Origin of the sequence: Agarivorans sp. Toyoura001, assembly GCF_005405585.1 — a bacterium.
Classification (GTDB): domain Bacteria; phylum Pseudomonadota; class Gammaproteobacteria; order Enterobacterales; family Celerinatantimonadaceae; genus Agarivorans.
This window is the reverse complement of the sequence record NZ_BJEQ01000004.1, coordinates 130147-156190: the sequence shown is the minus strand read 5'-3', so window position 1 is coordinate 156190 and position 26044 is coordinate 130147. Positions and strand designations below refer to the sequence as shown.

Below are 26044 nucleotides of genomic sequence, written 5' to 3'. Positions count from 1 at the left end.
CCGTATATTACTGCAATATATAGATAATATCTTTAGCTAACAAAACACTCTCCATACTTACCATTGATTATGCATATTATTGAGCGCCGAATGTAATAACTCATCATCATGACTATCCATAGCAGTACTATTATCAACGAGTTGGTTATGATTGTGCTCTTGGACATCATCAAGTTGGTGATGTTGTTCCTCACCTTCAGCCAATGGATTGTCAAACAGCTCCGACGATTGCCCAGCCAAATCACCTTCATCAGCTAACGGGTTATCTACGTTAACTTCCGGTAGTAATTCTGTTTGGCTGCCAGCTAAAGACTCCGTGGGTACATCATCTTTGCTCATTCCCAGCATTTGAAAGTAGTGGTCTACCGGAGCAATAGGATCATTGAGAACTCCAGTGCTTGCCACGTTGGAGAAATCCGCATCAACACTTGAGCTAAAGGTCAGCGTATCTGTTTCAGTGTCACTTTGTGGAGCATCTGATTGCCCTATTCCAGCGAGTACAGGTGCCGCTAGTACATCAACTCCAATAGTTTGACTAACCGAAGTCTGTTCACTGCCATCATGACTAATTGCTGAAACACTTAAATCAAAATGGCCATGAAAGTCAGCTTCAGGAATAACTTTGAGGTTAGTTAACTCGCTTTGTTGTAGTGTCCATATGCCGTTATTTTCAGTCCCCGCAGATAGCGAAGCCCCTGGTGGAACGCCTGTAATTTCAACTGTGAGCGTTTCATTTGTATCTGGACTGGATACGTTAATATTAAGTGCTAAATCAGAATTTTCATTACCCGAAATCGCCATTGTATCGAGTGGCGAAGCTAAATCACCGACATGCTTAGTAAATATCATGGTAGGAGTATCGGCGTCAGGCGACACATGAATCGCCATACTGTTATCTATCGCTACATGACCATCGGTCACCGTATAGTTTAAGCGTAATTCTCCATTATAATTTACCCCAGGATTGATAACCCAATGGTCACCTTGTTGGGTAATAGTACCACCACCGACTATTGATAAATGGCTTACATCAAGCACATCTTTAGCGTCTGTATCGTGAACATTAGCAAGTAAATCAGCTTTACTCAGAGTGAGCAGATGATCTTCAACAACCGTATTAGCAAGGGCATGTCCAACAACAGGTACGTCATTGGTACCGATGATCACCAATTTCATTGCTTGATCTACGCTGTGACCAAGGGAGTCAGTAGCGGTCACCATTATTGTTTCTTCAAGTCGCTCACCTTCAGCTAGGGCTTGTACACGAGCCGAACCATTATTAGCTTGATACTGCCAACTACCATCGGGGTTTAATGTTAAATCACCGTATTGAGGGTGAGCCCCAGGTTGCAACTCCCACGTGACACCGCTGGCCACCTTGACGTCACCGACCAATAAATCGAGCAAGCCGTGGGATTGAGTCACTTTGTCTTCGGTAACCACAGACTCGGACGCTCCGAAAATCTGTGGTCCGGTCTTACCATCGCCAATGTGTACTGTTAGGTGTTCTTCCCGACTCTGCCCACTGCCATCGGTTACTTTAAGGGTGACTGTTTCGGAGTGAATCTTACCTGCGGCCACTTCTTGATCAAGCTTGTCACGCTCAGGACCACTGTGACTGAAGGTAAAATCCCAACGTCCATCGGCATCGATACTAAAATGACCGATGCCTTGTACATCAATTTTATTACTGTTGCCTGGCGTAAAATCTAATAGATGGTGTCCACCCTGACTATCAATGTATTCAATATTGAGTTTATCACCAGCATCGATGTCATCAATATTGATATAGCCAAAGGAATGGGTATTGGTCATTGAGCCCGTCGTAATTGAACGAGATATTTCAAAAGTGCCCGTTAATAGGGGGGCATCGTTGGTGCCATGAATACCAATATTGACCACGGCATGTTTGGTGTCGCCATGGTTATTGGTATAACTGATGAAAAAGTTATCTGCATGGGTATCTGTTTGCCCCATTTGCTGAATAGCGGCTGCGTTATTGTCCAATGTGTATTGGTAACTACCATCGACATTCATTTGTAAAGTGCCGTAGTTGCCTTGTAATACGCCTGTAGTGGTAACAGTTTCACTCGCGCCTACAGCAAATAAAGTCCCTGTGGCTGTGGTTTTACTGTCCTCTTCTACTGCCTGAGTTTGTACCAGAGTGCTTAAATCGGCAGATACCACTAGCTGGCGTTGAACTTGAGCTGTGTCGCCAGTTGCGGTCGCGATAACCTCTGCATGGACTTGATAGGCACTGTCGCTAATATTGGCAACTTGATTTGCCGGAATGACCAATTGCCAATGGTTATTGTTAACGTTGGCGCTATAGTGTGTACCTGCGACAATCACATCAACCGAATTGCCATCAGCCACATGGGTTGTGGCACCTGTAATAGTTAAATCCTGCTGATGGTCATGATGATTTACCCAATCGTCATTGGAGATAGGGTCGATAGACAGCGTTGGTTTAGCAGTATCTATAGTGATTTTATGATGGGCTTGGGCATAGCTGCCATCAGCTTTTACTTCAAATACGGTCAGCGTATAGGTACCATCGGCGCGATCTGTTGCGCTGACATCCATTTTCCAATGACCATTTGCATCGACAATTGCTTTAGGGCCACTGAGAATCCCACTTCCCATGATCGTGCTACCGGGCTCGCCAGTTCCGTATAAGATTATGTGGCCGTCGCTAGTAACAAAGTCACTGTCACTGACCCCAGTATCTCGCTCTAATCGGGTGATCGCCAGAGGCGGTGTGACATCAATTATTGCGTTGGCATCAATAGTGTTATGACCATCACTGACTTTGAAACTAATGGCTAAATCGTTACCAACAAAGCCTGAATTTGCTGTAAAGCTATAACTACCGTCAGGATTGGTTACCACAGTTCCATGGGGAGAGAGCAGTGAGCCCGCCACAATCGATAGCCCTGCTGCACTGGTATCGACATCGGTAACATTAGCAAGCAAATCTGTTGCTTGGAAGTCGTGGGTGCGACCAGATTCAACCTTGCCTAAATCGGTGGTGACGGTTGTTGGGGCAGTGTCGCTGCCGATGAGTGTTACACTCAATTGTTGCTCTGTTCCATCAAGAGTTTTTACGGTAACAATATCGGTGGCGTTATGGTTTTGAGTCAAGGTTTCTGCCAGCTTACTTGGGGTGAATTCCCAACTTCCGACAGCTTTTATCGTAAATTGACCATGAGCACTTGGTATAACTTCTGCTATAAAATACGCTTGTGATGAATCTGTATCGGTAATAGTTAGCTGACCCGATACAGTTGAGACTTCATCTGTGGTTAGTTGTTCATCCCCGGTAATAACAGCATCAGGAACCGGGGAGTTAACATCTAATATTATTGGCAGTTTTGCACTATCGGTTGTACTTATACCATCAGGTCCGGTCGTGGTTGCGACTAACTGCATTAGCATGTTCTGATCGCCATGAGCAGGTAATGTTGCTGTCACTTTATCTAAATCCCAACCGGTAACATCCGCATGTTGCACCGCTGAGCCAATCGTTAAACTATGATGACCATCGCTAAGAATCGTGCCTTTCGCAAGTCCCAATATCTCTATCTTGCTGAGAACATCGTCATGATCTATAGGAGCCGCTACTGACAGGTGCATATGTAATACATCGCCTGGCGCTAAAGCCGTTGAGCCAGTATTGACCATTTCACCTGTAAACGTATGTAAGTCAGCAATATCAAGCTGATGGTGACCTGTTTGGTCTGATATAAGGCCATGACTGTCGGATCGAATGTCGATTAATAGACCATTATTTTTACTAACAGACTCATAGACTGGGCCATGTTGAATTTGTTCTGGTGTAAGTGCTTGCGAGGCAAAACTAGTTGAGAGCAATCGTCCTGGAAATTTATCTTGTCCTGCAAAATGCCCCGGAACGTATTTACTGCCTACATTTAAAAATGGATTTGCCGCAATGTGATCACTTCCTGCAAAACCATGAACCGTAACTTTTAAAACACCGTTATCATAAAGTAGAGCGGTATCTGTTTTACCATCCCATGTCATGGTTATACGATGATCTTGACCATCATTAAAATTGACTCCAGGGTTGCCGTTATCACCACTGATATGTGAACTGGTAAACTTCAAATTACCGCCAAAGGTCCACATGCCGAAATTAACGCCATCCATATCAGGCGTGCCATCAGGTTTAACCCCATGAAACATAACAAAATCTTGATAAGTACCAATGGTGATTTTGGGATCATGGATATAAGTGAATTCAGCCGTAAAAGCGTGTAAGTCACCTCCCGAATTAATTTGATCGCCATGGGGCTTAATGTAACCATGATCAGCTGATGAGGTCAGGCCAAATGCCGTACGTTGAACTTCTGCAGACAAGGAAGTCGTTGCTGCATCTGTAACTGAGCTCACACTTAAATGAGTCGTTTGGGCGTACTCGGTCGTTCCGTCACTGACTTTATAGTCAATTTCAGCTGGTCCATGGTAATTTGCATTCGGGGTAAAGTCATACCCTCCAGATGCATTCGCTGTTACTGTGCCATGAGTTGATGTCGGCACGCCGCTTATATGTAACGCACCATCGGCATCTGATAAGTTTGCGAGTAATTGCGCGTCTGTAAAATGTGTGGTGGTATCTTCATCCGTTGTACCTAAATCACGCATACCGCTATCGATTAATGGATCATCAACTGAAGCGATATGTATTGATGCTCTGGCTGGTGCTGAGTCCACATGACCATCATTGACTGAATAAGCAAAGTCTACGTCACCATGGAAGTTGGCGCTTGGTTCAAACTTAAGTTGACCTATGTCAGTGGCTGAAATTTGTTGATTGGTTGTAACTTCTACACCATTAAAAGTAAGTTTACCGTCTGCACTATCTGGTAAATCGGTAATAGTAATGTGATTTAGGGTATCGCCATTATCGACATCGGTAAAACCAAAATCAGCTTCGTTGAAGCTATAAATATTATCTTCTGTACCGCTCAGTGAGCTTGGCGTTATCGTTGGTGCATCATTTCTAGAAGCAACATCAATAGTTGCCTGAGCTTCTGCTGAACTATCATGGCCATCGCTAACACTATATTTAAAGTTTACATTTCCATTAAAGTTAAGATTTGGCGTAAACACTAAATTAGGAATGTCCGCATTACTGATTTGTTGGTTAGCCGTTATAGCGTGACCATTTAAGCTTAATTCTCCCTGAGATTTAGGTGGTAGCTCCGTAATCGTTAAGTGCTCTAATGATCCACCATCACTGTCAGTAAACCCAAAATCCGCCTTTGTAAAGTGATAGTCGGTATCTTCATAAGCTGAAATTGTGCTTGCTGTAATTGTTGGCGCTTCATTGCTACCTTGCACGTCAAAGTGCATGGTGTGAATTGTATGGCCACCTTCATTATCGCTAACGACTACATTGAATGTTTCGGTAACGTGTTGCCCTTCGGTTAAGGCTTGAGTTGCAGGTAAAGCATTATCAAGTTCATAATGCCAGCTGCCATTTGCCGCAATTGAAAAATGTCCATAGGTGCCCAATACATCGGTTTGCTCAGTAATGCTATGGGTGTCGCCAGTATCTGGATCGCTGATACTTAGCATTCCTGAAGTGCGTATAGCATCATGGCCACCGTCTTCAATAACCGTTTTAGGTGCTGCGAGTTCAGTAACGATTGGGTTATCGTCACGGCCATCAATATTAACGATAATTTGATGCTGGGTGCCATCAAGTGAGGTAACAATTAACGTATCTTGTACATGATCAGTTTTATTTAAGGCATTGGCTGTGGCATTTGGTGTATAAGTCCAATGGCCGTCTGTATCAATCGTTAAATGGCCATACTTGCCATCAATAGGCGTAGTATCAAAATACGCTTGTGCGGCATCGGTATCGGTAATTAATAGCTGTCCTGATATCGACGTGTCTTCATCGGTTGTCTTATTATCATCGCCGCTAATTACGGCATTTGGAATCGGTTTAGTAGGATCAAGCACTAAAGGCTGGTGTGCTTCTGTGGTTGAGGTGGCGCCATCTGGTCCGGTAGTCTCCACACGGACAATAATGTCCATGTTATGATTATTGCCTCCAGGTAACTGCGCGGTAAGATGATCTAAATCCCAGCCCTGAATATTGAGAGCATCCGTCATTGATGAAACAACATGATTGTGCCCAGGAGTACCATCGGTGATGACTGTGCCTGAAATCAATCCTAGTAATTCTACCTTAGAAATATGGTCGTCGGGATCAACGGGGTCGACAATATGAGGGCTAAGATTCAGTAAAGAATCACTATTAGGAATAGCGACTCCTGTATCAACTGACACAGTATGTGAGGTTAACGATCCAAAAGAGGTTAGCTGATGGTGCCCAGTCATATCAACTAACTGCCCTGAAGCTGACATTCTCATATCAATAACAAGACCATTATCTTTATCAACCGTATTCGCTAGAGGAGCATGTTGAAGAGAAGCGGGGGCTACAGAGTGATTCGTCACCATTGATGTACTAAAAATCTGACCATGAAATGCGTCATTAACACCAAAACCATGAGATTGATGTGAGCCATCCTCAAGCACAAATTTCTGACCATGAACCACATCCTGATCTTGTCCAATAGCTAGGGTGCCATGACCATTCATTGGTTGGCCTTTATGGACATTTGCATGAGTAAACTTAACGTCACCATCGACTAATACTTGCAGTACCCCTGTATTTGAATCCCATAAAATTGAATAGCGGTGAGTTGCAGTATCTTGAGTTGTATCGATGCCTGTAGCGTATTCAGTGCCATGGATCGCAATAGTTAAATTGCTTGGTTTCCAAGCATACATTTCATTATCTGATTCACTATTGGCATAACTAAAGTAGGTGGCTCCATGTGTTGAGCCGGATGTGACTTGTGGGCCGCCGATAACATTAAACTCGACCGCGACACTATTGATTTGGTCGCCGGTTTGTAACACCCCATTGTTCATTGCAGATGCAGAACCATCTGTACCTAACTGCATCACTTGTTGTTGGGCTGTCATGCTAAGGCCGACTTGTGCTGTATCAGTGATTGGGGTTACAGATAGTTGAGCTGTTTTAGCATATTCAGTCGAGCCATCAGTGACTTTGTAGTCAATTTCTGCAGGGCCGTGGTAATTGGAGTTTGGAGTAAAATCATATCCTCCAGAAGCATTTGCTGTGACTGCACCATGTGCCGATGTTGGTAAGCCACTGACATGCAATGGGCCATCAACATCAGATAAATGTTCCAATAATTGTGCTTCTGTAAAGTGGGTGCTGGTATCTTCATCCGTTACACCTAAGCCACGTACTCCATTATCGATTAATAGATCTTCCACTGAAGCAATATTTAAAGAGCCTGTTGCAGGCGCCGAATCTGTATGACCATCATTAACGGTATACGTAAACTGGATATCACCGTTAAAATCTTTTGCTGGGATAAATTGTAATTTACTGATGTCGCCTGCATCGATAACTTGGTTTGCGCTAACATTGTGCCCATCAAGTACAAATTTACCTTCAGTTAAACTTGGCAGATTGGTTAAGCTTATAGAATGAAGTGTGTCGCCTGAATCAACATCGCTAAAACCAAAATGGCTTGCCTGCATTTGGTAACTGACATCTTCAGTACCATTGGTTAAATGCACTTGGTTTACAGTGGGTGCATCATTAGTCCCCGTGACATTAATATGAAGATCGTAGGGTGTACCATCTTTACTATGTACGCGATATATAACAACTTCAGTTTGACCTTCGGCTAGGTATTGTAGCTTTGCGTTATCAACATGATAAGTCCAAGTACCAGCGCTATCGATACGTAACAAGCCATTATAAGGGTCATGAATTTTTGTTTCACCGAATTGGCTAAACTGGAATGAGTTTTCACCAGTGTCGGGGTCAACCACAGTAAGAGAGCCCGTTGCCAACTCCGTTACTGTTCCTCCATTACTGCTTCTGTGAGACCCATCTTCAGTAATACTCCCTGTGCTGACTTCTGTGATTATTGCGCTATCTTGAACTGCCGTTAATGTTGTTGTCGCGCCGGTGTGGGTGATACCAGCATGAGCATCTAAGACGTCATAGGTGAAATGGACTTGACCGTTGTAGTCTTTGTCTGGAGTAAAGGTAAAGGTTCCATCTTGGTTAGTGAGAATAGACCCATGATCAGCATGTAAATTGGCAATGGTGAGTTTGCCTGCATCATTGGCATCCACGTCTATGGTGTTTGCTAAAAGATCAACGACAGAGATGGTTTGAGCTAGATCTTCTTTGCCACTAGCAAGCAGCACTTCTGAAGAGCAATATGGGCGGTCATTATCACCATGAATAGTAATAATAATATCGTGAGATGTGCCATCTTTAGAGTATACAGTAATGGTATCAGTTAACGTTTGATGTTCACCTAATTTATCAATGGCAGTGCCGATTGTTGTCTTACGATTTCCTACCCAATCAACGCTTCCAACCGTCACGTCGTAATGCCAAGTACCATCTGTGTTTAAGAGTAAGTGTCCATATTGTCCGTGGTAAGAGTTATTCCAGGCACCGCCTTTAGGATCAAACTGAGATTCTGCTGTATCGGGGTCAACAATATCTAACTTGCCATCAGCTGTTAATGCTGCTTGCCCTAACTTAGCCATGCCTGGCTGAGCATAATCTGGCGACATATCTTGTCCAGCAGTTCCCTCGCTGACATCGCCAGTATCAACTCCACCAATAACGGCGGCATTATTGGTGCCGGTTATGCTAATAGAAAGGTTTTGTGTGGCACTGGCATTATGCTCATCAGTGACGGTGACTGGAATCGTTAGCGTTTTTGTTACCCCAGAGGCTAGTGATTGATAACTTGCATGGCTAGGGTCAAAGCTGTAGCTGCCGTCGGGGTTTAATGTGAGTCCATCTATCTGTGGTGCTGAGTAACGTAGTTGTGCACCAGTATCAATGTCATGGCCTATCATCTGCCCATTTAGGATGGCGCCACCTTCAGTGACAGACTGTGACTGTGCACTCACTGTGGGGGTATCATTGGTGCCGTGTACACTAAGTTTGATGGTATGCTCAGTGCCGTCAGCGGTGCGGATAATCGCCGAATCTGTTTTTGTTTCGCCGGCGGCAAGGTCTTGAATATGGCGGTTGTCCAGCGTATAGGTGTAGTGGCCATCTTGCATGAGTAAGATATGCCCACCGAGTTTAGTATCGTAACCAATACCTTGGTAAGTTTGTGGACCTATATTAGGGTCAAAACTGTTATCGCCTTTATCGGGATCTTGAATGTTTAATTGACCGTCATAGTGCAGATCGTAATGGGTATCTATGTAGCCGCGATCTTCAGTAACGCCGCGTAAATTCATGTCCGTTTGAGCATCAGTGACGGTTGCCTTATCGTCAGTGCCGTTAATGGTCACGGTGATTTGTTGCTCAGTGCCATCCACCGAATGTACTAGCAATGTATCGGTGAGTGATTCGCCAGTTTTGAGCCCTTGAATCGCCACTTGCGCGTTATCAGCAGTGTAAGTCCAGTGACCCAAATTATTGATAGCCAGCATACCGAATTTGCCTTGTAAGCTTTCAGCATTGAACTGGGTTTGACCGTTGTCAGCATCGGTGACGATAAGTGTGCCATCAACACGAAGTTGACCACCATGAACGTCTTTATCTTCAGTGAGCGAGGCCGTTGCTGTGCCAGCTATCACAGCTTTGTCATCGGTGCCGTTAATGGTCAAGGTGATTTTTTGCTCGGTCCCATCCACAGAATGAACCAGCAATGTGTCAGTTACTGATTCACCTGTTTTAAGCCCTTGAATAGTTGCTTGTGAGTTATCCGCCGTGTAGGTCCAATGGCCGAGATTATTGATGCTCAGTGTGCCAAACTGACCTTGCAAGGTTTCCGCGCTGTACTGGGCTTGGCCGTTATCACTATCTGTAATGGTTAACGCACCGTCCACGCGCAACTGACCAGCATGAACGTCTTTATCTTCAGTGAGCGAGGCTGTTGCTGTACCAGCTATCACAGCTTTGTCATCGGTGCCGTTAATGGTCAAGGTGATTTTTTGCTCGGTGCCATCCACAGAATGAACCAGCAATGTGTCAGTTACTGACTCCCCAGTTTTCAGGCCTTGAATAGTGGCTTGTGAGTTATCGGCGGTGTAGGTCCAATGGCCGAGATTATTGATGCTCAGTGTGCCAAATTGACCTTGCAAGGTTTCCGCGCTGAACTGGGCTTGGCCATTGTCACTATCTGTAATAGTGAGTGCACCATCGACACGAAGTAGACCCTGATGAACGTCTTTATCTTCTGTCAGTGATGCTGTTGATGTACCACCAATAATAGCTTTGTCATCAGTACCATTGATCGTAACGGTCAATTGTTGTGACGTGCCATCAACCGAATGAACAAATAGTGTATCGGTAACAGATTCACCGGTTTTTAGCCCTTGAATGGTCGCTTGTGAATTATCCGCAGTGTAAGTCCAGTGACCTAATTCATTGATTGAAAGAGTACCAAACTGTCCTTGTAATGAGGTAGCCGCAAACTGGCTCTGCCCTGCATCGGGATCGGTGATGCTTAAATTACCATCTGCTCTAAGCTGCCCTTGATAAACATCTTTATCTTCGGTAAGTGAGGCCCTTGCAGTACCAGCAATCACGGCTTTGTCATCGGTGCCGTTAATGGTGACAGTGATTTGTTGTTCAGTGCCATCAACAGAGTGAACCAGCAATGTGTCAGTAACTGATTCACCTATTTTAAGCCCTTGAATACTCGGCTGAGAGTTATCAGCGGTGTAGATCCAGTGCCCTAAATTGTTGATACTCAGGATACCGAACTGGCCTTGTAGTGATGTAGCAGCGAATTGGCTTTGGCCGTTATCTGCATCGGTAACAGTTAGTGCACCGTCTATTTTAAGCTGGCCACTATGAACATCTTTATCTTCGGTTAGGCTTGCCGAACTGGTTCCAGCAATTTGGGCTTTATCGTCAGTGCCGTTAATGGTGACAGTGATTTGTTGTTCAGTGCCATCAACAGAGTGAACCAGCAATGTGTCGGTGAGTGAATCACCCGTTTTAAGGCCTTGAGTAGTGGCTTGTGAGTTATCAGCGGTGTAGGTCCAATGGCCGAGATTATTGATGCTCAATGTGCCAAATTGACCTTGTAGGGTTTCTGCGCTGAACTTAGCTTGGCCCTTATCTACATCCGTCACAATCAATATCCCTTCAACAACTAAGTTGCCATGAGATACATTGATATCTTCTTTAACAGAAGCGTTGGTCTCTCCATCAAGTGTTGGGGCACCTTTGTCTAGGCTGCTAGCTGAAATACCTGTATAAGCATTTGAAATAAAAGCTTTATCATCGGTACCATTAATGGTGACTGTGATTTTTTGCTCGGAGCCATCAACTGAATGAACGAGCACTGTATCAGTGACGGCCTCACCGGTTTTCAAACCTTGAATTACAGGTAAAGTATTAGCGGCTGAAAAGCGCCAATGGCCATCAGTGTCTATTTGAAATTGGCCGTATTGCCCCTGCAATTGTTCGCTAACAAATACCGCCTGCAGAGCATCGGGATCTTGTATATGGAGCAGCCCTGCACAATGTAGTTCTCCCGCTTGAACATCTTTATCTTCAGTTACCACTCCACTAAAGCTGCCACTAATTAAGGCTTGTTCATTACTACCAGTGACCAATACGCTAACATCATGCTTAACCGCTTGGCCGGAGCTATCGGTTACAGTGGCAACAAAATGCTCTACTGCTTGCTGCCCGCCAGTTAACGCTAAGGTAGTGGCAGACTTATTGTCTAAAAGATATTGCCACTGACCTGTGGTGGGGCTAATGCTTAAACGCCCATACTGACCTTGCGGGTTAGAGACCGCCCATTGCAAATGCTCATTATGGTCTGGGTCGGTTGCCAACAACTGACCATCAACCTTATCCAGTTTGCCCATTTCAGATACGCTGGCGTGATGTAAGCCTGATATCACCGGTAAGTCGTTACTACCCTCCACTTCTACCGATACCAGCATTTTTACCTGCTGATGATTATTGCTAGTAGCCAATACTATAAATTGTTCGGTGTGGTGCTCTCCCTCAGCAAGAGTATCGGTTTTAGCTAACGAGTTATCCAGCAGATAACGCCATTGGCCTGTGTTTGGGTCGACCAATAAAGAGCCGTATTTACCACTTCCAGACTCTACTGCCCACACAGCGGTAGCCGAACCTAAACCTGCGATATGCAACTCACCTGATACTGCGTTAGTGTGGTCTTCTTTCACTAATCCACTTTGTTGTTGCTTCCCTTCAGCGTGCATTGCTTCTGGTTGGGCGGCACCACCTTGAAGGTGATTAACTTGGACAATCTGCTTAACGGTTAAACCTGGCGCCATATGATTTGGCATTGGCTTAAATTCTGCCGAATTAAAACTATTAGCCTGCTCGGTATTAGTTAAGAAAGAGTGTGGTGAATACCAATGATTGAAGCCCGAATCTTTTAGGCCTCCACCTTGACCCACACGAGACAATTGCTCAGTGTTTGGTTTAGCCTGGCCAGCTTCAAGATTAAACGCAGCACCTACCAATGAAGTCGATTTATCTGTGTCAGCTTGCTCGGTGCTGATATGCTGCGCACTTACTTGCTCTGATTCGGTATTATCTGTTTGTAGTTCATCTGATGGCATAAGGTCGGTATCTGTTCGCGGACTGTTAGCCAACCGTTGATGACTAGCTTTATCAGCAACCAAATCTTGATTGCTTAAACCTGCGGTTTTGACATCCCGTAACTCTTTTGCCTTAAGCCGTGCTACATCTTCATCGATACGCTTGGCTTTTTTTATGCCTTTATCTTTGTCGACACTGTTACTGCTTTTAGTAAGTTTACTTTTCGCTTTTAGGGATGATTTGTCTTGCTGCTTAGTCATAATAAACCTCCCTTACCGTTCGCCAAAGGCAGTGGTTATGTTGGTAAATACCGGTTTCCATAAGTATTGAAATACCGTTTTATCACCAGTCACAATATCTACTTCTCCGGTCATCCCAGGAATTAAGCCAAAGCGCTCGGGATCATTGTTAAAAAACGGTCTCTCAATGCTGATTTTCACCTTATAGAAAACACCTCCTTTCTCATCAGTGTCGGTCGAAGGAGAAATCCGTTGAACAATTCCGTCTAAGGCCCCATAACGGCTGTAATCAAAGGCGTCTATTTTTATTCTTGCTCGTTGACCTTCTGTAACAAAACCAATATCACGTGGAGATAGTTTGGCTTCAATTAGCGCTTCCTTGGTAGTAGGAACAATTACTGCGACAGTTCCCCCTGGTGCAATTACGCTGCCTGAGGAGGTAGTCGGAATAGATTGCACAATCCCATCAACCGGCGCCAAAACAGTAGTTTGAGAAACTTGTGAACCGGAAGATTTTAAACGCGCCTCAACCCCTAACAGTTCGGCTTGAGCCTCAGCCCGTTTTTCGCCTACTTGATTGAACAAAGCCGCATTTTTCTGATCTAGTTGCTTACTTAGATTGGTTAAGCTTTTACTTAAAACTTGTTCTTTACCCTCTAAAGATTTTAGCTCTCTTATGTAAGAGTCGAGCTTTTGTTGAGCTTCAAGTACCTGTAGTTTAGACACCACCTGAATACCGCCCGGCGATTTCATCATGTTGATGGTTTTACGAGAGGCCGATATTTGGTCACTTAGTGCTGGCACTTCATTCTCTACCGCAGCCAACTCTGCTTTAGCTTTAGCTATCTCCGATTCTGTTAATGCTGAAGTGGCGGCTAACTCAGCATTCATCCTTTTAAGTGCTGAAACATGCTGCGCCACTAATTTAGAATACTCCGCTTCAAATGCCGAGAAGTCTGCTTGGCGCTGCTCAACAAAGGCGTTATAACGCTCAATACGTAATTCCAAATTAGCTTGTTTGCTGGCTAATTCTTCCTCTAAAGACTGGCTATCAATGGCCACAAAATTTGCAAGTACATCGCCCTGCTTAACCACGTCACCTTCCTCTACACTCACAGAAGCTAAAGTTCCACCTAGCTGGCTTTGAATAACTTGCCTGTGACCCAGTGGCACCACCTGCCCTTTGGCTTTAGCAATTTCTTCCACAGTGGTAAAAATTGACCACAACAGCATTCCCAATACTGACAACGCGATAAACCACGCAATACGCCTAATCAGCGTTCTCTCCGCGGGGGCTTCAATGGCATCAGTAAATTCATGTTCTGGCCAAATACGATTAGACAATTGATGCTGTTCCATATTTACTGCTCCGTATCACTGTTGGTTTGAGGCTGCTGTGAAGGAATAGGTCCAACATAAGCGGCTGTACCTTTGTCTAAAATTATTACCTTGTCGGCTAGTTGAATTAGCTCTTGATCATGGCTGGTGAAGATAATTGTGGCTTTGCCTCGCAAGCTTTCTAAGGTGCGAATAAATTGGCGTTTAGCATCTGGATTTCGGTTTGCTAAAGGCTCGTCTAACAGCAAGTACTGAGCCCCTTTTAGTAGTGCTCTTGCTAAAGAAATGTAGCCACCTTCTACCGCCGATAGCATGGCACTGTCATCACCAGCAATTGGCGTATCTAACTGTTCATTTAACGCGCTAAATAACGCTTGCCCACCAGCAGCCAACAACGCATCAATTAATTGTTCATCACTGGCATCAGGATTTGCTACTCGTAGGTTTTCAGCCAAAGTGCCCGGAAATAAATCTGGCTCTGCCGGGCAATAAGCCGCCCATGAGCGCAATAGCTCCGGATCGTACTGGCGAATGTTTTTGTTGTTTATTGCTACATAACCGGCTTGAGGTTCAATTACCCCTAAAGCTGATAGCAACAATGAGGTTTTACCACAGCCATTAGGGCCAATGACTGCTACTATTTCTCCAGCTTCTATTTCAGCATTAACGGCCGATAATGCCGGCTCCATTTCGGCTCCATAACGCAAGGTTAAATGTTGAAAAGACACACTAGGTGCGCAGCTCATATCGGGTACATCTAAACGCAGTTCGCTATTTTCGGTTTTCACCTGCATAAATCGGTCAAACTGCTCAGCGGCCCCCTTTAGCAAGGTGAACTTTTGGGTGGAGCTAAACGCTAGTTGCGCTGGGCCGGTAATTCGCCAAATCAGCATGACACAGGCAATCAACGCCCCAGCAGATATTGACTGGTTAAGCACCAAAAAAATGCCACAGAAAACAGTGACCAAGGCAGTGGATAGACTTAAAGCATGAGCAACGGCAGCCATTAGCCCATTGCGCGCCGCATAACGAAAGTTCTGCCGGCTATTCTCACGACATAAACGGGCAAACTTAGTGGTCCAAGCATCGACTTGCCCGGCCGCTTTTAATTGGGTGAGATTTTTAGCCAACTCGTTAAGCGCATTTTGATACTCACCAGATACCGTAGGAGAAGCGCTTTGAATGTAGCTGCGCATTAATCGCATAAGTAGGTAAAACACCAGTAACATCAGCAGTGGAACCAGCACCAACCAACCACTTAACAAAGTAATGGTCGCTAAGGCGATGAAGGTAAAAGGTAAATCGATTAAGCCACCTGCAGCAGGACCAGATAACACAGTGCGAACTTTTTCTGCATTACGCATACGCGCCACATGATTGGCAATGCCCACTCGCGATAACACCATTAACGGCATGTTCAGCAAACGGTGAAAGGTAAGTTCAGACAAATCTCTCGCCATGCGATTACTCGCTGAGGACATCACTCTTGCTCTAATCAAGCGAGATGCAACTAAAATGCTTAAGGCCAATGCCGCACCTAAAGCAATACTGGGCAATACCTCAGGTGTTTGACCGCCAATTACACGGTCATAAACTGCCATTGTAAATAGCGGCACGGCTAATCCCGTCAAGCTAGACAATAAACTGAGCCAAAATACCGGCCGATACCATTTACTTCGCTTGCTCACTTGCTCGGCAAAAGCTTTCGCAGAAGATCCCTGCTGAGGCAAGCGCTCAATCATAATTAGATGCGCGTCTTCACCGATAGTTGCGGGGTCACAGGCTTGCCACTGCTGCTCAAACTGTTCCAGTTGCTCACCATGGCGACGCAACAACTTAGGAGCATGATGATCAGATATCAGTACAAAAGGATGAGCCGCTTGAGAAACTAAGGAAGGCAAGTGACGATGCACCGAATAGGCAATATGGTGTTTTTTAAGCAGCCCCACAAAGCCCATAACATCTAGCGAATCTATGCGCTGGTCTTGTTCTATATTGGTTGCTTGAGAGTACAAACCAAGTTGCTGCAACAAACTAATTAAGGTGGGTTTTAAATCAGGATTTTGCTGCTCCATGTTAAGCCCCCCTCTGTTGTTTTAACAGCTTGACTAAGCCATCTTCTGCAATTTGCAGTTGTATGTCGCAATGGGCTTTTACTTCTTCAAAATGCGAAGCGATCATCACCGTCATGTCATCGCCTTGCTTGCTTAGCAAGGCCAGTAAACGCTGCTGAGCATCAGCATCTAGAGACAACATAGGCTCGTCTAGCAGCAATATCGAAGGTTGCTGCGCTAACGCGCGTACCAGAGCGATAAGCTTAATCGCTCCCTTGTTAAGCATTTGGTTACCACTGTCTCCAACGCGGGTTTGATAACCGGCTGGTAACAAGGAAATGGCAGCACTCAAACCCAACTCTTCTGCTAACACCATGGCATTGGCTTCTAATTCAGGCCGAAACAAGGTCATGTTTTCCATCAAACTGCCAGCAAACAAGGTAGGCCACGGCGCTAAATACACCACGGATTGGCGATACTCATTTGCGTCATGCAGGCCAAGTTCAACACCAGCAATATTAATGCTGCCTTGTTGCAACTGATGAAAGCCAGCCAGCGTACTTAATACCAAACTGGCATGGCTAAGAGGATTAGATTGCACTACCACCATGCTGCCAGCGGGTAGGCTAAAACTCGCGTTTTCAATACAGGCCACCGAAGTTTTAACACTTAGATGGCTGTATTCAATGGGCCCTGCTGGTAACTTTTGCTGATAGCAATGTTCGGCGCTAAAGCGCTCTCCCTCTAAACTTGTCAACTGCTTTACTTGTTGCATCGCAGACTTGGCGGTAACCATTCGAGAGCGGAGGCTAATAATGGCGCTTAAAGGAGCAACCGCTCGACCCGCTAAGATAGAACAAGCCGCCAAGCCACCAGTGGTTAACTGTCCATCTAACACCATTAGACACCCCAACAATACCAATACTAAGGTAGTTCCCTGAGAAGCACCTTGAATAAACTCTTGCAGCTTGGCTGATAACCAATCAACCCGCTGTTGTTGTTGCAAACGCTTATAGTTAATTTTTCGGTAATTTGCGGCAATGCCACTTTCTAGAGCTAAGGCTTTAGTGGAGGTTAGCCCAGACAATACGTTAATCAATAATCGTGATCGTTCAGCCTCGCTAAGCGCTAAATCTTTAGTGGCTTGGGCTAGCTGCTTGCCAAGCAGCAATACAAGTAAGCTAATTAATCCCCATACGGCAATCGGAATAAAAACTAAGGGCCCACCAATGTAAGCCACTAAAGCTAAGAAAATAACAACAAATGGGAAATCAATCAGGGCTAAGGCCGCTTGACCAGAATATAGGTCTCGCATACCTGCTATTGAACTTAAGCCATTAAATACCCCGCCCCTGCCAAGTTTCGCGATAGGTTCAAAACTGCTAGCGAGTAGAGCTTTCACCGCATCAATAGTGGTATGCAACTCAAAATTAGCGGCTGCAGAAGCCAATAACCAGCTACGTATATATCGCAACACTAGCTCTAGCAAAATAGCCACCGCCACACCGAGCATAAGAACCGTAGCCGTGCCGTAGCCTTGGTTAGGTAATATGCGGTCGTAAATCTGCAACATGGCAAAAGGCAAAGCGAGCGAGAGTAAGTTTATAAATGTAGAAGAGAGCAATACATCGATTGCTGACCGATTTCGAAACAATAGGCTTAACGCATACCTCATTTAGCTGGCTTCCTTTCTCAATAAACACTGCGATGAGTTATTGATAAGCCTAGCAAATAATCTGCTTTTTTCTTTTTCAGTTGGCGTTTATTTGAGTGCTCGAGAAATCCCCCCCACATATTCATTAACATAATTGACACACCAAACAAACTAATTCACTATCTTTTAGTCAGTAAACAGCTCAAGACTTCATCTTGAATGACTAAGTAGTCATTTATAACTAATATCACTTTGTTAAACAGACAGATATGAATGAATCATCTAGCTTAGCGCAAGTGCTGGCCCTCCCCAGCCAGTCACACCATCACAGCCACAGCTACTACCAAGTAGTGATTGGGCTGCAAGGACAGACTGAATTCGACATTCAGGGCCAAGGTAATTTAGTGGGCCCTGGGCAAGGCTGCTTAGTGCCGGTAGCAACAGACCACGCCTTTACCGGCTTAGGTCGCAATCAGATATTAGTGGTAAATCTGCCGTCACATCAACAGCACGCAAACCCACAGCAAAACTATCAAGATAAAGTTTGCCAGCTATTTGAACGCAAAGCCTATTTTCAGCTATCCAATCAATCTCAAGTACTGATTGCTGCCCTGTGCCATGAAATTGTTAGCCAACCACAAGACTTGTTACTCGGCGAGGCTTGCGCCAATACTTTAGTCTGCGTACTGCAAAATCAACTAAGCCTAGCGAATAACCATCAGCAGCGTGGCGCCCGTTTACAAATGGATATTGTTGACCGTTACATTCAACAGCATTTACATCAAAAAATTAGCGTAGCTCAGCTCGCGGGCTGCGTTTACTTGGCAGAAAGCCAATTCTACCAGCGGTTCCGCCAACAAAATGGTATTACTCCTCACCAATATGTATTGCGTAAACGCTTCGAATTGGCCAAACAGCTATTGGCCGATATTACCCTAAGCCTGCAGCAAATTTCCGATAGTTGCGGCTTTGCCAGTCAAAGCAGCTTTACCAGTGCATTTGGCACTTTTTTCGGTCAATCTCCCGCGCGCTATCGTCGCCAACATCATTAATTAGCTCATAGAGTTTTTAATCATTGCTTGCCGTTACTACACTTAATGCTAAAAGCTGCCAGCAATAGTCTTTGGATTTGTTAACACTTCAGTTCAACGTTTGTTAATCAGCGGAGTTTTTCTAAAAAATCTCGGAGTTTTTCGAAATACCCAAGGCAAAAAGCACTCTACAATCAGTCGCTCAATAACAAAGCCGTAACATCCTTTGTCCCCTCGCAGAGGTTGGCAATACGAGGACATAGCATGCTGAATTCAACGCACCTAGATGCTCAAAAAATGCTACACGCTTCATTTATCGACCAACCCGTAGATCAGCTGTGGCAGCATATTTCTCCTTTGTATTCGGTAGATGAATCCACTTGGTTAAGGCAATTACTGCCTATCGCCCAACCCAGCGAAACCGAATTAAGCACCAGCACCGTGCTAGCCACTCAATTAATCGAGCGAGTACGCGCCGATAAAAAAGCGGTGCAAATGATTGACGCCTTGTTGCTGGAGTACAGCCTAGATACCCGCGAAGGCATATTGTTAATGTGTTTAGCCGAAGCGCTCATGCGAGTACCCGATGCAGCCACTGCCGACGCGCTAATTCGCGATAAAATGAGCGTGGCCGATTGGAAGTCTCACCTTAAGAATTCAGACTCATTATTTGTAAATGCCTCTACCTGGGGCTTAATGCTCACTGGCAAAGTAGTCAGTTTAGATGAACCCGCTAACGGCCAACCCAGTAGCATACTCAACCGATTAGTGAACAAGTTCTCTGAGCCAGTCATTCGCCAAGCCATGCACCAAGCCATGAAAATTATGGGCCACCAATTTGTGCTGGGCAGGAACATTCAAGAAGCGCTAAAAAATGGTGACGAGCCAAGCAGCCAAGGCTTTAGCTACTCTTTTGATATGTTGGGAGAATCTGCACTTACCGCAGAAGATGCCAGCAAATACGCTAACGATTATTACCAAGCCATTAGCCAAGTAGCCCAAAGCCAACAAGCTAATACGCATTCGGCTCCAGCCCCTTCTGTATCGATTAAATTATCGGCATTGCACCCGCGTTACGAAGCCGCCAATCAAACCCGGGTAATGAACGAAATGTTTAGCAGCGTGTTAGCCCTGCTTGTGCATGCTCGTGAACAAGAAGTGGCTATCACCATCGACGCTGAAGAAGCCGACCGCTTAGAAATATCACTCAAGCTTTTTGCCAAGCTGTATCAAGATCCCGCCATGCGCGGCTGGGGTAAATTTGGGCTGGTCGTGCAAGCCTATTCTAAACGAGCATTGCCAGTAATAGCGTGGCTTGCAGGTTTGGCTAAAAAACAGGGCGATGTTATTCCGATGCGCTTGGTTAAAGGCGCTTATTGGGATACCGAACTAAAGCTTGCTCAGCAACATGGTCATCATGGCTACCCCGTGTATACCCGCAAAGAAGCCACCGACGTTAGCTATTTAGCCTGCTCTCGCTTGCTGCTTAGCGAGCACTTACGCGGCTTAATTTTTCCGCAGTTTGCTAGCCATAACGCACAAACCATTGCCGCCATATCAGCAATGGCTAGCCATAAAGAGTTTGAATTTCAACGTTTGCACGGTATGGGAGATGCCTTGTACAACCATGCTAAAAGCTTACTGGCTAGCGATGTACGTATCTACGCCCCCGTGGGTAGCCATAAAGATCTGCTGCCATATTTAGTGAGGCGTTTATTGGAAAATGGCGCGAACAGTTCCTTTGTACACCGTTTAGTCGATGCGCGATGCCCAGTAGCGGATCTAACCGTTCACCCAGTGACTTTATTGCGCTCACGTAGCTGTTTGCATAACCCTAGAATTGTTAAGCCTCCACAGTTGTTTGGCGATCAACGCCAAAACTCGAGCGGTGTAGCCACCGATATTGAAAGTGAATGGCAACCCTTTGAGCGCCAAGTAAGCGCCTTTTTAGGTGACTATACATGGCAGGCGCAATCGATAATTAATGGCGAAAAGCAGCCTGGCGAAGCCAAACAAATTACAGCACCTTGCCATCGCCAGCAACATGTTGGCAGTATAATGTGGGCGAGCAATGAACAAGCAGAACAAGCCATTAGTGCCGGCCAACAAGCGTTTGCTAGCTGGCGAGATACACCGGTTAAACAGCGTGCTGCTTTTCTGCTTTGCTTGGCTGACAAGCTAGAGCAAAACATGGCTGAACTAGTGGCCTTATGTCATCGCGAAGCAGGCAAAACCGTATTAGACAGCATCGACGAAATTCGCGAGGCGGTAGACTTTTTACGTTACTACCCACAACAAGCAGTCGCCAATTTCAGCCAAGCCTGCGAGCAAACAGGCTTTAATGGTCACACTCAACATGTGGCGTATCAGGGTCGAGGCGTATTTGTCTGCATCAGCCCATGGAACTTCCCATTGGCTATCTTTATTGGCCAAATCTCGGCAGCGCTTGTCTCGGGCAATACTGTTGTTGCCAAACCCGCCGAGCAAACCTCGTTAATCGCAACGCGATGTATTGAGTTTTTGTTAGACACGGGCATTCCGGCTTCGGTCATTGGTTTAGTGATTGGCAGTGGTGCAGAACTAGGCGAGAGCTTAAGCGGTGACCCACGCATTGCTGGCGTAGCTTTCACCGGTTCAACTCCCACGGCGCAAACAATTAACCGCCAACTGGCTAAGCGAGAAGCGATGCCAGTACCATTTATTGCTGAAACAGGCGGACAAAATGCCATGTTAGTCGACAGCACCGCCCTACCCGAACAAGTAGTACGTGATGTTATTCGCAGCGCGTTTGCGTCTGCTGGCCAACGCTGCTCTGCGCTGCGAGTATTGTATGTGCAGCAAGATATTGCAGACCGAATTATTACATTGATTCAAGGAGCGATGGCAGAACTTAGCGTAGCTTGCCCCGAGCGCTTAAGTACCGATGTTGGCCCAGTCATCGATGCCCTCGCGCAAAAAAAATTACTTACCCATGTTGCGTGGCTAAAGAAAAATGCCCAGCTTATTTACCAGCTCGAACTACCCAAGCAATGTGAGCAAGGCACCTTTGTTGCCCCCTGTGCATTTGAAATCGAAAATATTAACCAGCTCAACCAAGAGCACTTCGGCCCTATTTTGCATGTGATTAAATATCAAGCAAATCAACTTGATAGGGTAATTGATCAAATAAACCAAAGTGGTTTTGGTTTAACATTGGGGGTGCATAGTCGTAATGAAAGCACCTATCAGCACATAGAACAACGCGCACGTGTGGGTAATTGTTACATCAACCGAGACCAAGTAGGCGCAGTGGTGGGGGTACAACCCTTTGGTGGCCAAGGCTTATCTGGCACTGGCCCTAAAGCCGGTGGACCACACTACTTATATCGCTTTGTAAAAGCGCGAGTCACTCCATCGAGTAACGGCGAGGTGCAATAACATGACTATGACTATGCATATGAATCAGTTGAACCAAAGCCTAGCGGTATTAGAAACTTGGCAACAACAAAGTGTGGAGCAACGGGTCGCTATTGTTCAGCGTTGGGCAACATTGTTAGACCAGCGCGATAATAAGTTTACCGAAAGCGTTGCTATGATCCGCTTTCAATGCCAACAAGCCTTAGCAACAATAGCGCAGACCCACACGTTGCAAGGGCCTACTGGTGAAACCAACCAGTTGTATTGTGTTGGCCGTGGCAGCTTTTTAGTATTTGCCGACGAAGCCGCTAATACCACTGCACTAGTGGGTTTAATTAGCGCCGCTTTGGTCGCTGGCAATACCGTTATTTGTAGTGCAGCTAACACACATATTGAGCTAGATAGCTTGCTTAGTGAGTTACTACGAGCAGGCTGCCCAGACAGAGTAGCTACTCAAGTGGCTGCAGAAGCCTGCGAGCCTTTAGCTAAACAGCCGCAGTTAGCGGGCGTAGCCTTAGCCGCTGCACCTGCAACTTGCCAGCGCTTTAACCAAATATTGGCAGAGCGCGATGGGCAATTGGCTCAGCTGATTTACGAAACAGATTCTCTTAACTTTAGCCAGTTGAGCGATTCAAAGTTGTGTTTACGCTTTATCACAGAGCGTACACGCACCATAAATATTACCGCCGTTGGTGGTAACGCTAGTCTGCTAGAGCTAGGCAGCGGCGAATAATAACCGATAAAGCCCCAAATGCTCATTTGAGCAATAAAAGGAACAAGGAATGATTGAAAATAGCTTCGCTATCAGTGCCACATTTATAGCCTATCTCATCGTTATGCTATCAATTGGTATTTACGCTTATAAACGCACCTCAAACTCTGAAGACTACTTCTTGGGTGGCCGTTCTTTAGGCCCATGGCCAGCGGCCTTATCTGCTGGCGCCTCCGATATGAGTGGTTGGTTACTTCTAGGTTTACCGGGTTACGCCTACGCCGCAGGCATTGAAGCCTTCTGGTTAGCCGGCGGCCTGTTAATAGGAACATGGTTAAACTGGCTGATTTGCGCCAAACGCCTGCGCACCTACTCTATTGTGGTAGACAATGCGCTCACCATACCTGAATTTTTTGCGCGCCGTTTTGAAGACAAATCAAAATTGCTGCAATCAATCTCAGCATTCTTCATCCTGCTGTTCTTCTTGTTCTACACTAGCTCGGGCTTAGTAGCAGGTGGCAAGTTATTCGAAACCGTATTTGGTTTGGACTACACCACCGCCGTAATAGTGGGTACTGTTTGTGTGGTGTCTTACACCCTCTTTGGTGGTTTCTTAGCCGTATCATGGACAGACTTAGTGCAAGGCTTGTTAATGTCGGCAGCGCTAATGATAGTGCCAATAGCCGCTATGGAAGGTTCATTTGGTGATTTAAGCCAAGCCCTAGAACTAAAAAATCCAGAGTTACTTAATCTATGGACAGACGTAAAAGGCGAGCCTTTATCTGCCATTGCTATTATCTCGTTAGTGGCGTGGGGTTTGGGCTACTTTGGCCAACCGCATATTTTGGCGCGTTTTAAAGCCACTCGCAGCAATAAAGACATTGGTACCGCTCGCCGTATCGCTGTAACGTGGACAGCCTTATCAATGGCTGGCGCACTGCTAATTGGCCTGGTGGGCATTACCTACGTAGATGCCCAACTGGGTGGCAGCATTAAAGATGGCGAAACCATCTTCATGTTGTTGGTAAACGCTATCTTCCACCCAGTGATTGCCGGTATTTTGTTAGCCGCTATCCTAGCAGCCATTATGAGTACTGCCGATTCACAACTGTTAGTGTCATCATCTGCCCTAGCAGAAGATTTTTACAAGCAGGTATTTCGCCCGCAAGCCAGCCAACAAGAGATTGTTAAAGTAGGCCGCGTTGCAGTAGTCGCGTTATCCATTGTAGCGCTGGTGTTAGCAATGAACCCAGAAAGCTCAGTGCTAGGCCTAGTATCTTACGCTTGGGCTGGGTTTGGTGCAGCCTTTGGTCCCGCCTTATTGTTAAGCCTGTTCTGGAAAGACATGAACCGCAATGGCGCATTAGCCGGTGTAGTATTAGGTGGCGTAACAGTGGTGGTTTGGAAGCAACTTAGCGGTGGCATTTTCGATATTTATGAAATTGTTCCAGGCTTTATTTTAGCCAGCATTGCAATTGTTGCCGTGAGCAAAACCACTGGTGGTGCTGAAGCCTCTGTGCAAAAAACACACGAAGAATACGAAAAACAGTTAATGAGCTTAGACTAAATTCTCAAGTTAATTAACAACCGCTAGCCTTTGGGTTAGCGGTTTTTTATGCCCGTTTAAGCAACAACAAAGCGTAAATACCCGCTCTCGATTCAAGCACAACACATCACTCTCAAATAACGGCTTCTAACACACTCATCCCCCCTAAATGAGTTTTACCTTAGGGTTAGCAAGGCTGCCATCATTAACTCCTTCCCGATTAAAACTAATGGTTTTTATCCAATTTACGACCCTGTAACGCGAGATATATAGGCAATGCTCTCACTTACTAGGTTTACGCACTTTTTAACTGTGCATTTGAACAACCCTCCTGGTTTTGTTTGCGTCATTTGTCAAAGCAATCAATGAAAGCTTTGGAGCGACGATTGATTGATTCCGAGTAAAAAACTAAGCTAGACAATGGGTTAATATCAAATCATAAACTGATGAGAGAGCGTGATTAAAATCATGTTTTTTGTGATAGAACGCGCGCCCATTGAATGGGATAGGTCGCACGTGCGGCCTACTTAGCGTTAGGCATCAATTCAGCAATCAATAATTCCGTGATAATAAAAAACATGAATAATAAAATACTAGCTTCCGTTCTAGAGGCATTAAATAATATAGATGACAGATTCTATGGGGTAGATGACATTGCTTACTGCTCTGGGAATTTAATTGATAGAGAGGCAATTAGAAATTTAGAACGAAGATTTATGATTGAGTTCTCAATAAAATATGCTTCTATCATGGACAGGGAGCGAGGATTTTATAAAGAGGTCAAATATGACTTCGAGGTCCCTAAAAAATTCATGTGGTATGAAAATCCAGATTATAGAATAAGAGAAACTTGGGAGAGATTGAATAATAGCATAGGTTCAGAAATCAACATGCACGATTATTGGTCTCAAGAACCTGACTTCCTCGTTCATGCTAACCAGAATGACAAGTCTCCAGAGAATCAGAAGCTCATTATTGAGGCAAAAACAAATCCAAACACCTCCAGAAATGAAATGCTCAAAGATATATTTCATACATGTATTTATGCAAATAAATACAACTTTCAAAACAATGTACTTCTATTAGTCAACATCAGTGAAAAGCGATGGAGAAAGTGCTTGGAAGACTACATTAGTGAAAACTATTATCATGGAGCATATAGAAACTTCAAAAAGATATTTGTCATTTTCAAAGAAACTTATCATTGTGAGCCTAAGTTTTTTTGTTTTGAAGAAATTATCGGAAAATGCCTAACAAGAAAATCCAGATGACGCCTACGGCGCACCTGATTTAGGCGTTGATATGACCCCCACTGTCAACACGCACAAGTTTACTTCTACCGATTAACACCAGCATAGAAAACCTGAATGAGAGACCTTTGGCAAGTAAGTGTCGGCGGTTGACCTTGCT

At 45.1% G+C, this 26044-nt stretch carries 9 protein-coding genes; 5 read left to right on the top strand and 4 right to left on the bottom strand.

Annotation, left to right across the window (positions count from 1 at the left end):
- Positions 1–57: 57 nt before the first annotated feature.
- The 4 genes from FFR00_RS07380 to FFR00_RS07365 are packed head-to-tail and all read right to left on the bottom strand — an operon-like array spanning position 58 to position 17970.
- Entirely contained in the window at positions 58–12924 is a 12867-nt protein-coding gene (locus FFR00_RS07380) for a VCBS domain-containing protein (RefSeq protein ID WP_137672750.1), read from the bottom strand.
- A gap of 12 nt (positions 12925–12936) precedes the next feature.
- Positions 12937–14262 carry an HlyD family type I secretion periplasmic adaptor subunit gene (locus tag FFR00_RS07375; RefSeq protein WP_137672749.1) on the bottom strand — a complete coding sequence of 442 codons (1326 nt, stop codon included), beginning with the start codon at positions 14260–14262 and terminating at the stop codon, positions 12937–12939.
- Between the two features lie 2 nt (positions 14263–14264).
- Positions 14265–16316 carry a peptidase domain-containing ABC transporter gene (locus FFR00_RS07370; RefSeq protein WP_137672748.1) on the bottom strand — a complete coding sequence of 684 codons (2052 nt, stop codon included), beginning with the start codon at positions 16314–16316 and terminating at the stop codon, positions 14265–14267.
- Between the two features lies 1 nt (position 16317).
- Positions 16318–17970 carry an ABC transporter transmembrane domain-containing protein gene (locus FFR00_RS07365; RefSeq protein ID WP_137672747.1) on the bottom strand — a complete coding sequence of 551 codons (1653 nt, stop codon included), beginning with the start codon at positions 17968–17970 and terminating at the stop codon, positions 16318–16320.
- A gap of 248 nt (positions 17971–18218) precedes the next feature.
- On the opposite strand from FFR00_RS07365, the gene FFR00_RS07360 reads away from it, so the two are divergent.
- From FFR00_RS07360 to FFR00_RS07340, 5 genes are all read left to right on the top strand, one after another.
- Entirely contained in the window at positions 18219–19001 is a 783-nt protein-coding gene (locus tag FFR00_RS07360; protein ID WP_137672746.1) for an AraC family transcriptional regulator, read from the top strand.
- A 243-nt stretch (positions 19002–19244) separates the two neighbouring features.
- Positions 19245–22397 carry a bifunctional proline dehydrogenase/L-glutamate gamma-semialdehyde dehydrogenase PutA gene (putA, locus tag FFR00_RS07355; protein ID WP_137672745.1) on the top strand — a complete coding sequence of 1051 codons (3153 nt, stop codon included), beginning with the start codon at positions 19245–19247 and terminating at the stop codon, positions 22395–22397.
- A gap of 1 nt (position 22398) precedes the next feature.
- Positions 22399–23109, top strand: a complete 711-nt coding sequence (locus tag FFR00_RS07350) for a hypothetical protein (protein WP_137672744.1) — start codon at positions 22399–22401, stop codon at positions 23107–23109.
- A gap of 49 nt (positions 23110–23158) precedes the next feature.
- Complete coding sequence (gene putP / locus FFR00_RS07345; RefSeq protein WP_137672743.1) at positions 23159–24655, top strand: sodium/proline symporter PutP; 1497 nt, start codon at positions 23159–23161, stop codon at positions 24653–24655.
- 557 nt (positions 24656–25212) lie between these two features.
- Entirely contained in the window at positions 25213–25905 is a 693-nt protein-coding gene (locus FFR00_RS07340) for a hypothetical protein (RefSeq protein ID WP_137672742.1), read from the top strand.
- The last annotated feature ends 139 nt before the right edge of the window (positions 25906–26044 follow it).

Excerpts from the sequence above, each read along its gene's own strand:
- FFR00_RS07350 (WP_137672744.1), top strand. The coding sequence starts at position 22,399 with ATGACTATGACTATGCATATGAATCAGTTGAACCAAAGCCTAGCGGTA.
- FFR00_RS07375 (WP_137672749.1), bottom strand. The coding sequence starts at position 14,262 with ATGGAACAGCATCAATTGTCTAATCGTATTTGGCCAGAACATGAATTT.
- FFR00_RS07380 (WP_137672750.1), bottom strand. The coding sequence starts at position 12,924 with ATGACTAAGCAGCAAGACAAATCATCCCTAAAAGCGAAAAGTAAACTT.
- putP (WP_137672743.1), top strand. The coding sequence starts at position 23,159 with ATGATTGAAAATAGCTTCGCTATCAGTGCCACATTTATAGCCTATCTC.
- FFR00_RS07340 (WP_137672742.1), top strand. The coding sequence starts at position 25,213 with ATGAATAATAAAATACTAGCTTCCGTTCTAGAGGCATTAAATAATATA.
- FFR00_RS07370 (WP_137672748.1), bottom strand. The coding sequence starts at position 16,316 with ATGGAGCAGCAAAATCCTGATTTAAAACCCACCTTAATTAGTTTGTTG.
- FFR00_RS07365 (WP_137672747.1), bottom strand. The coding sequence starts at position 17,970 with ATGAGGTATGCGTTAAGCCTATTGTTTCGAAATCGGTCAGCAATCGAT.
- putA (WP_137672745.1), top strand. The coding sequence starts at position 19,245 with ATGCTGAATTCAACGCACCTAGATGCTCAAAAAATGCTACACGCTTCA.
- FFR00_RS07360 (WP_137672746.1), top strand. The coding sequence starts at position 18,219 with ATGAATGAATCATCTAGCTTAGCGCAAGTGCTGGCCCTCCCCAGCCAG.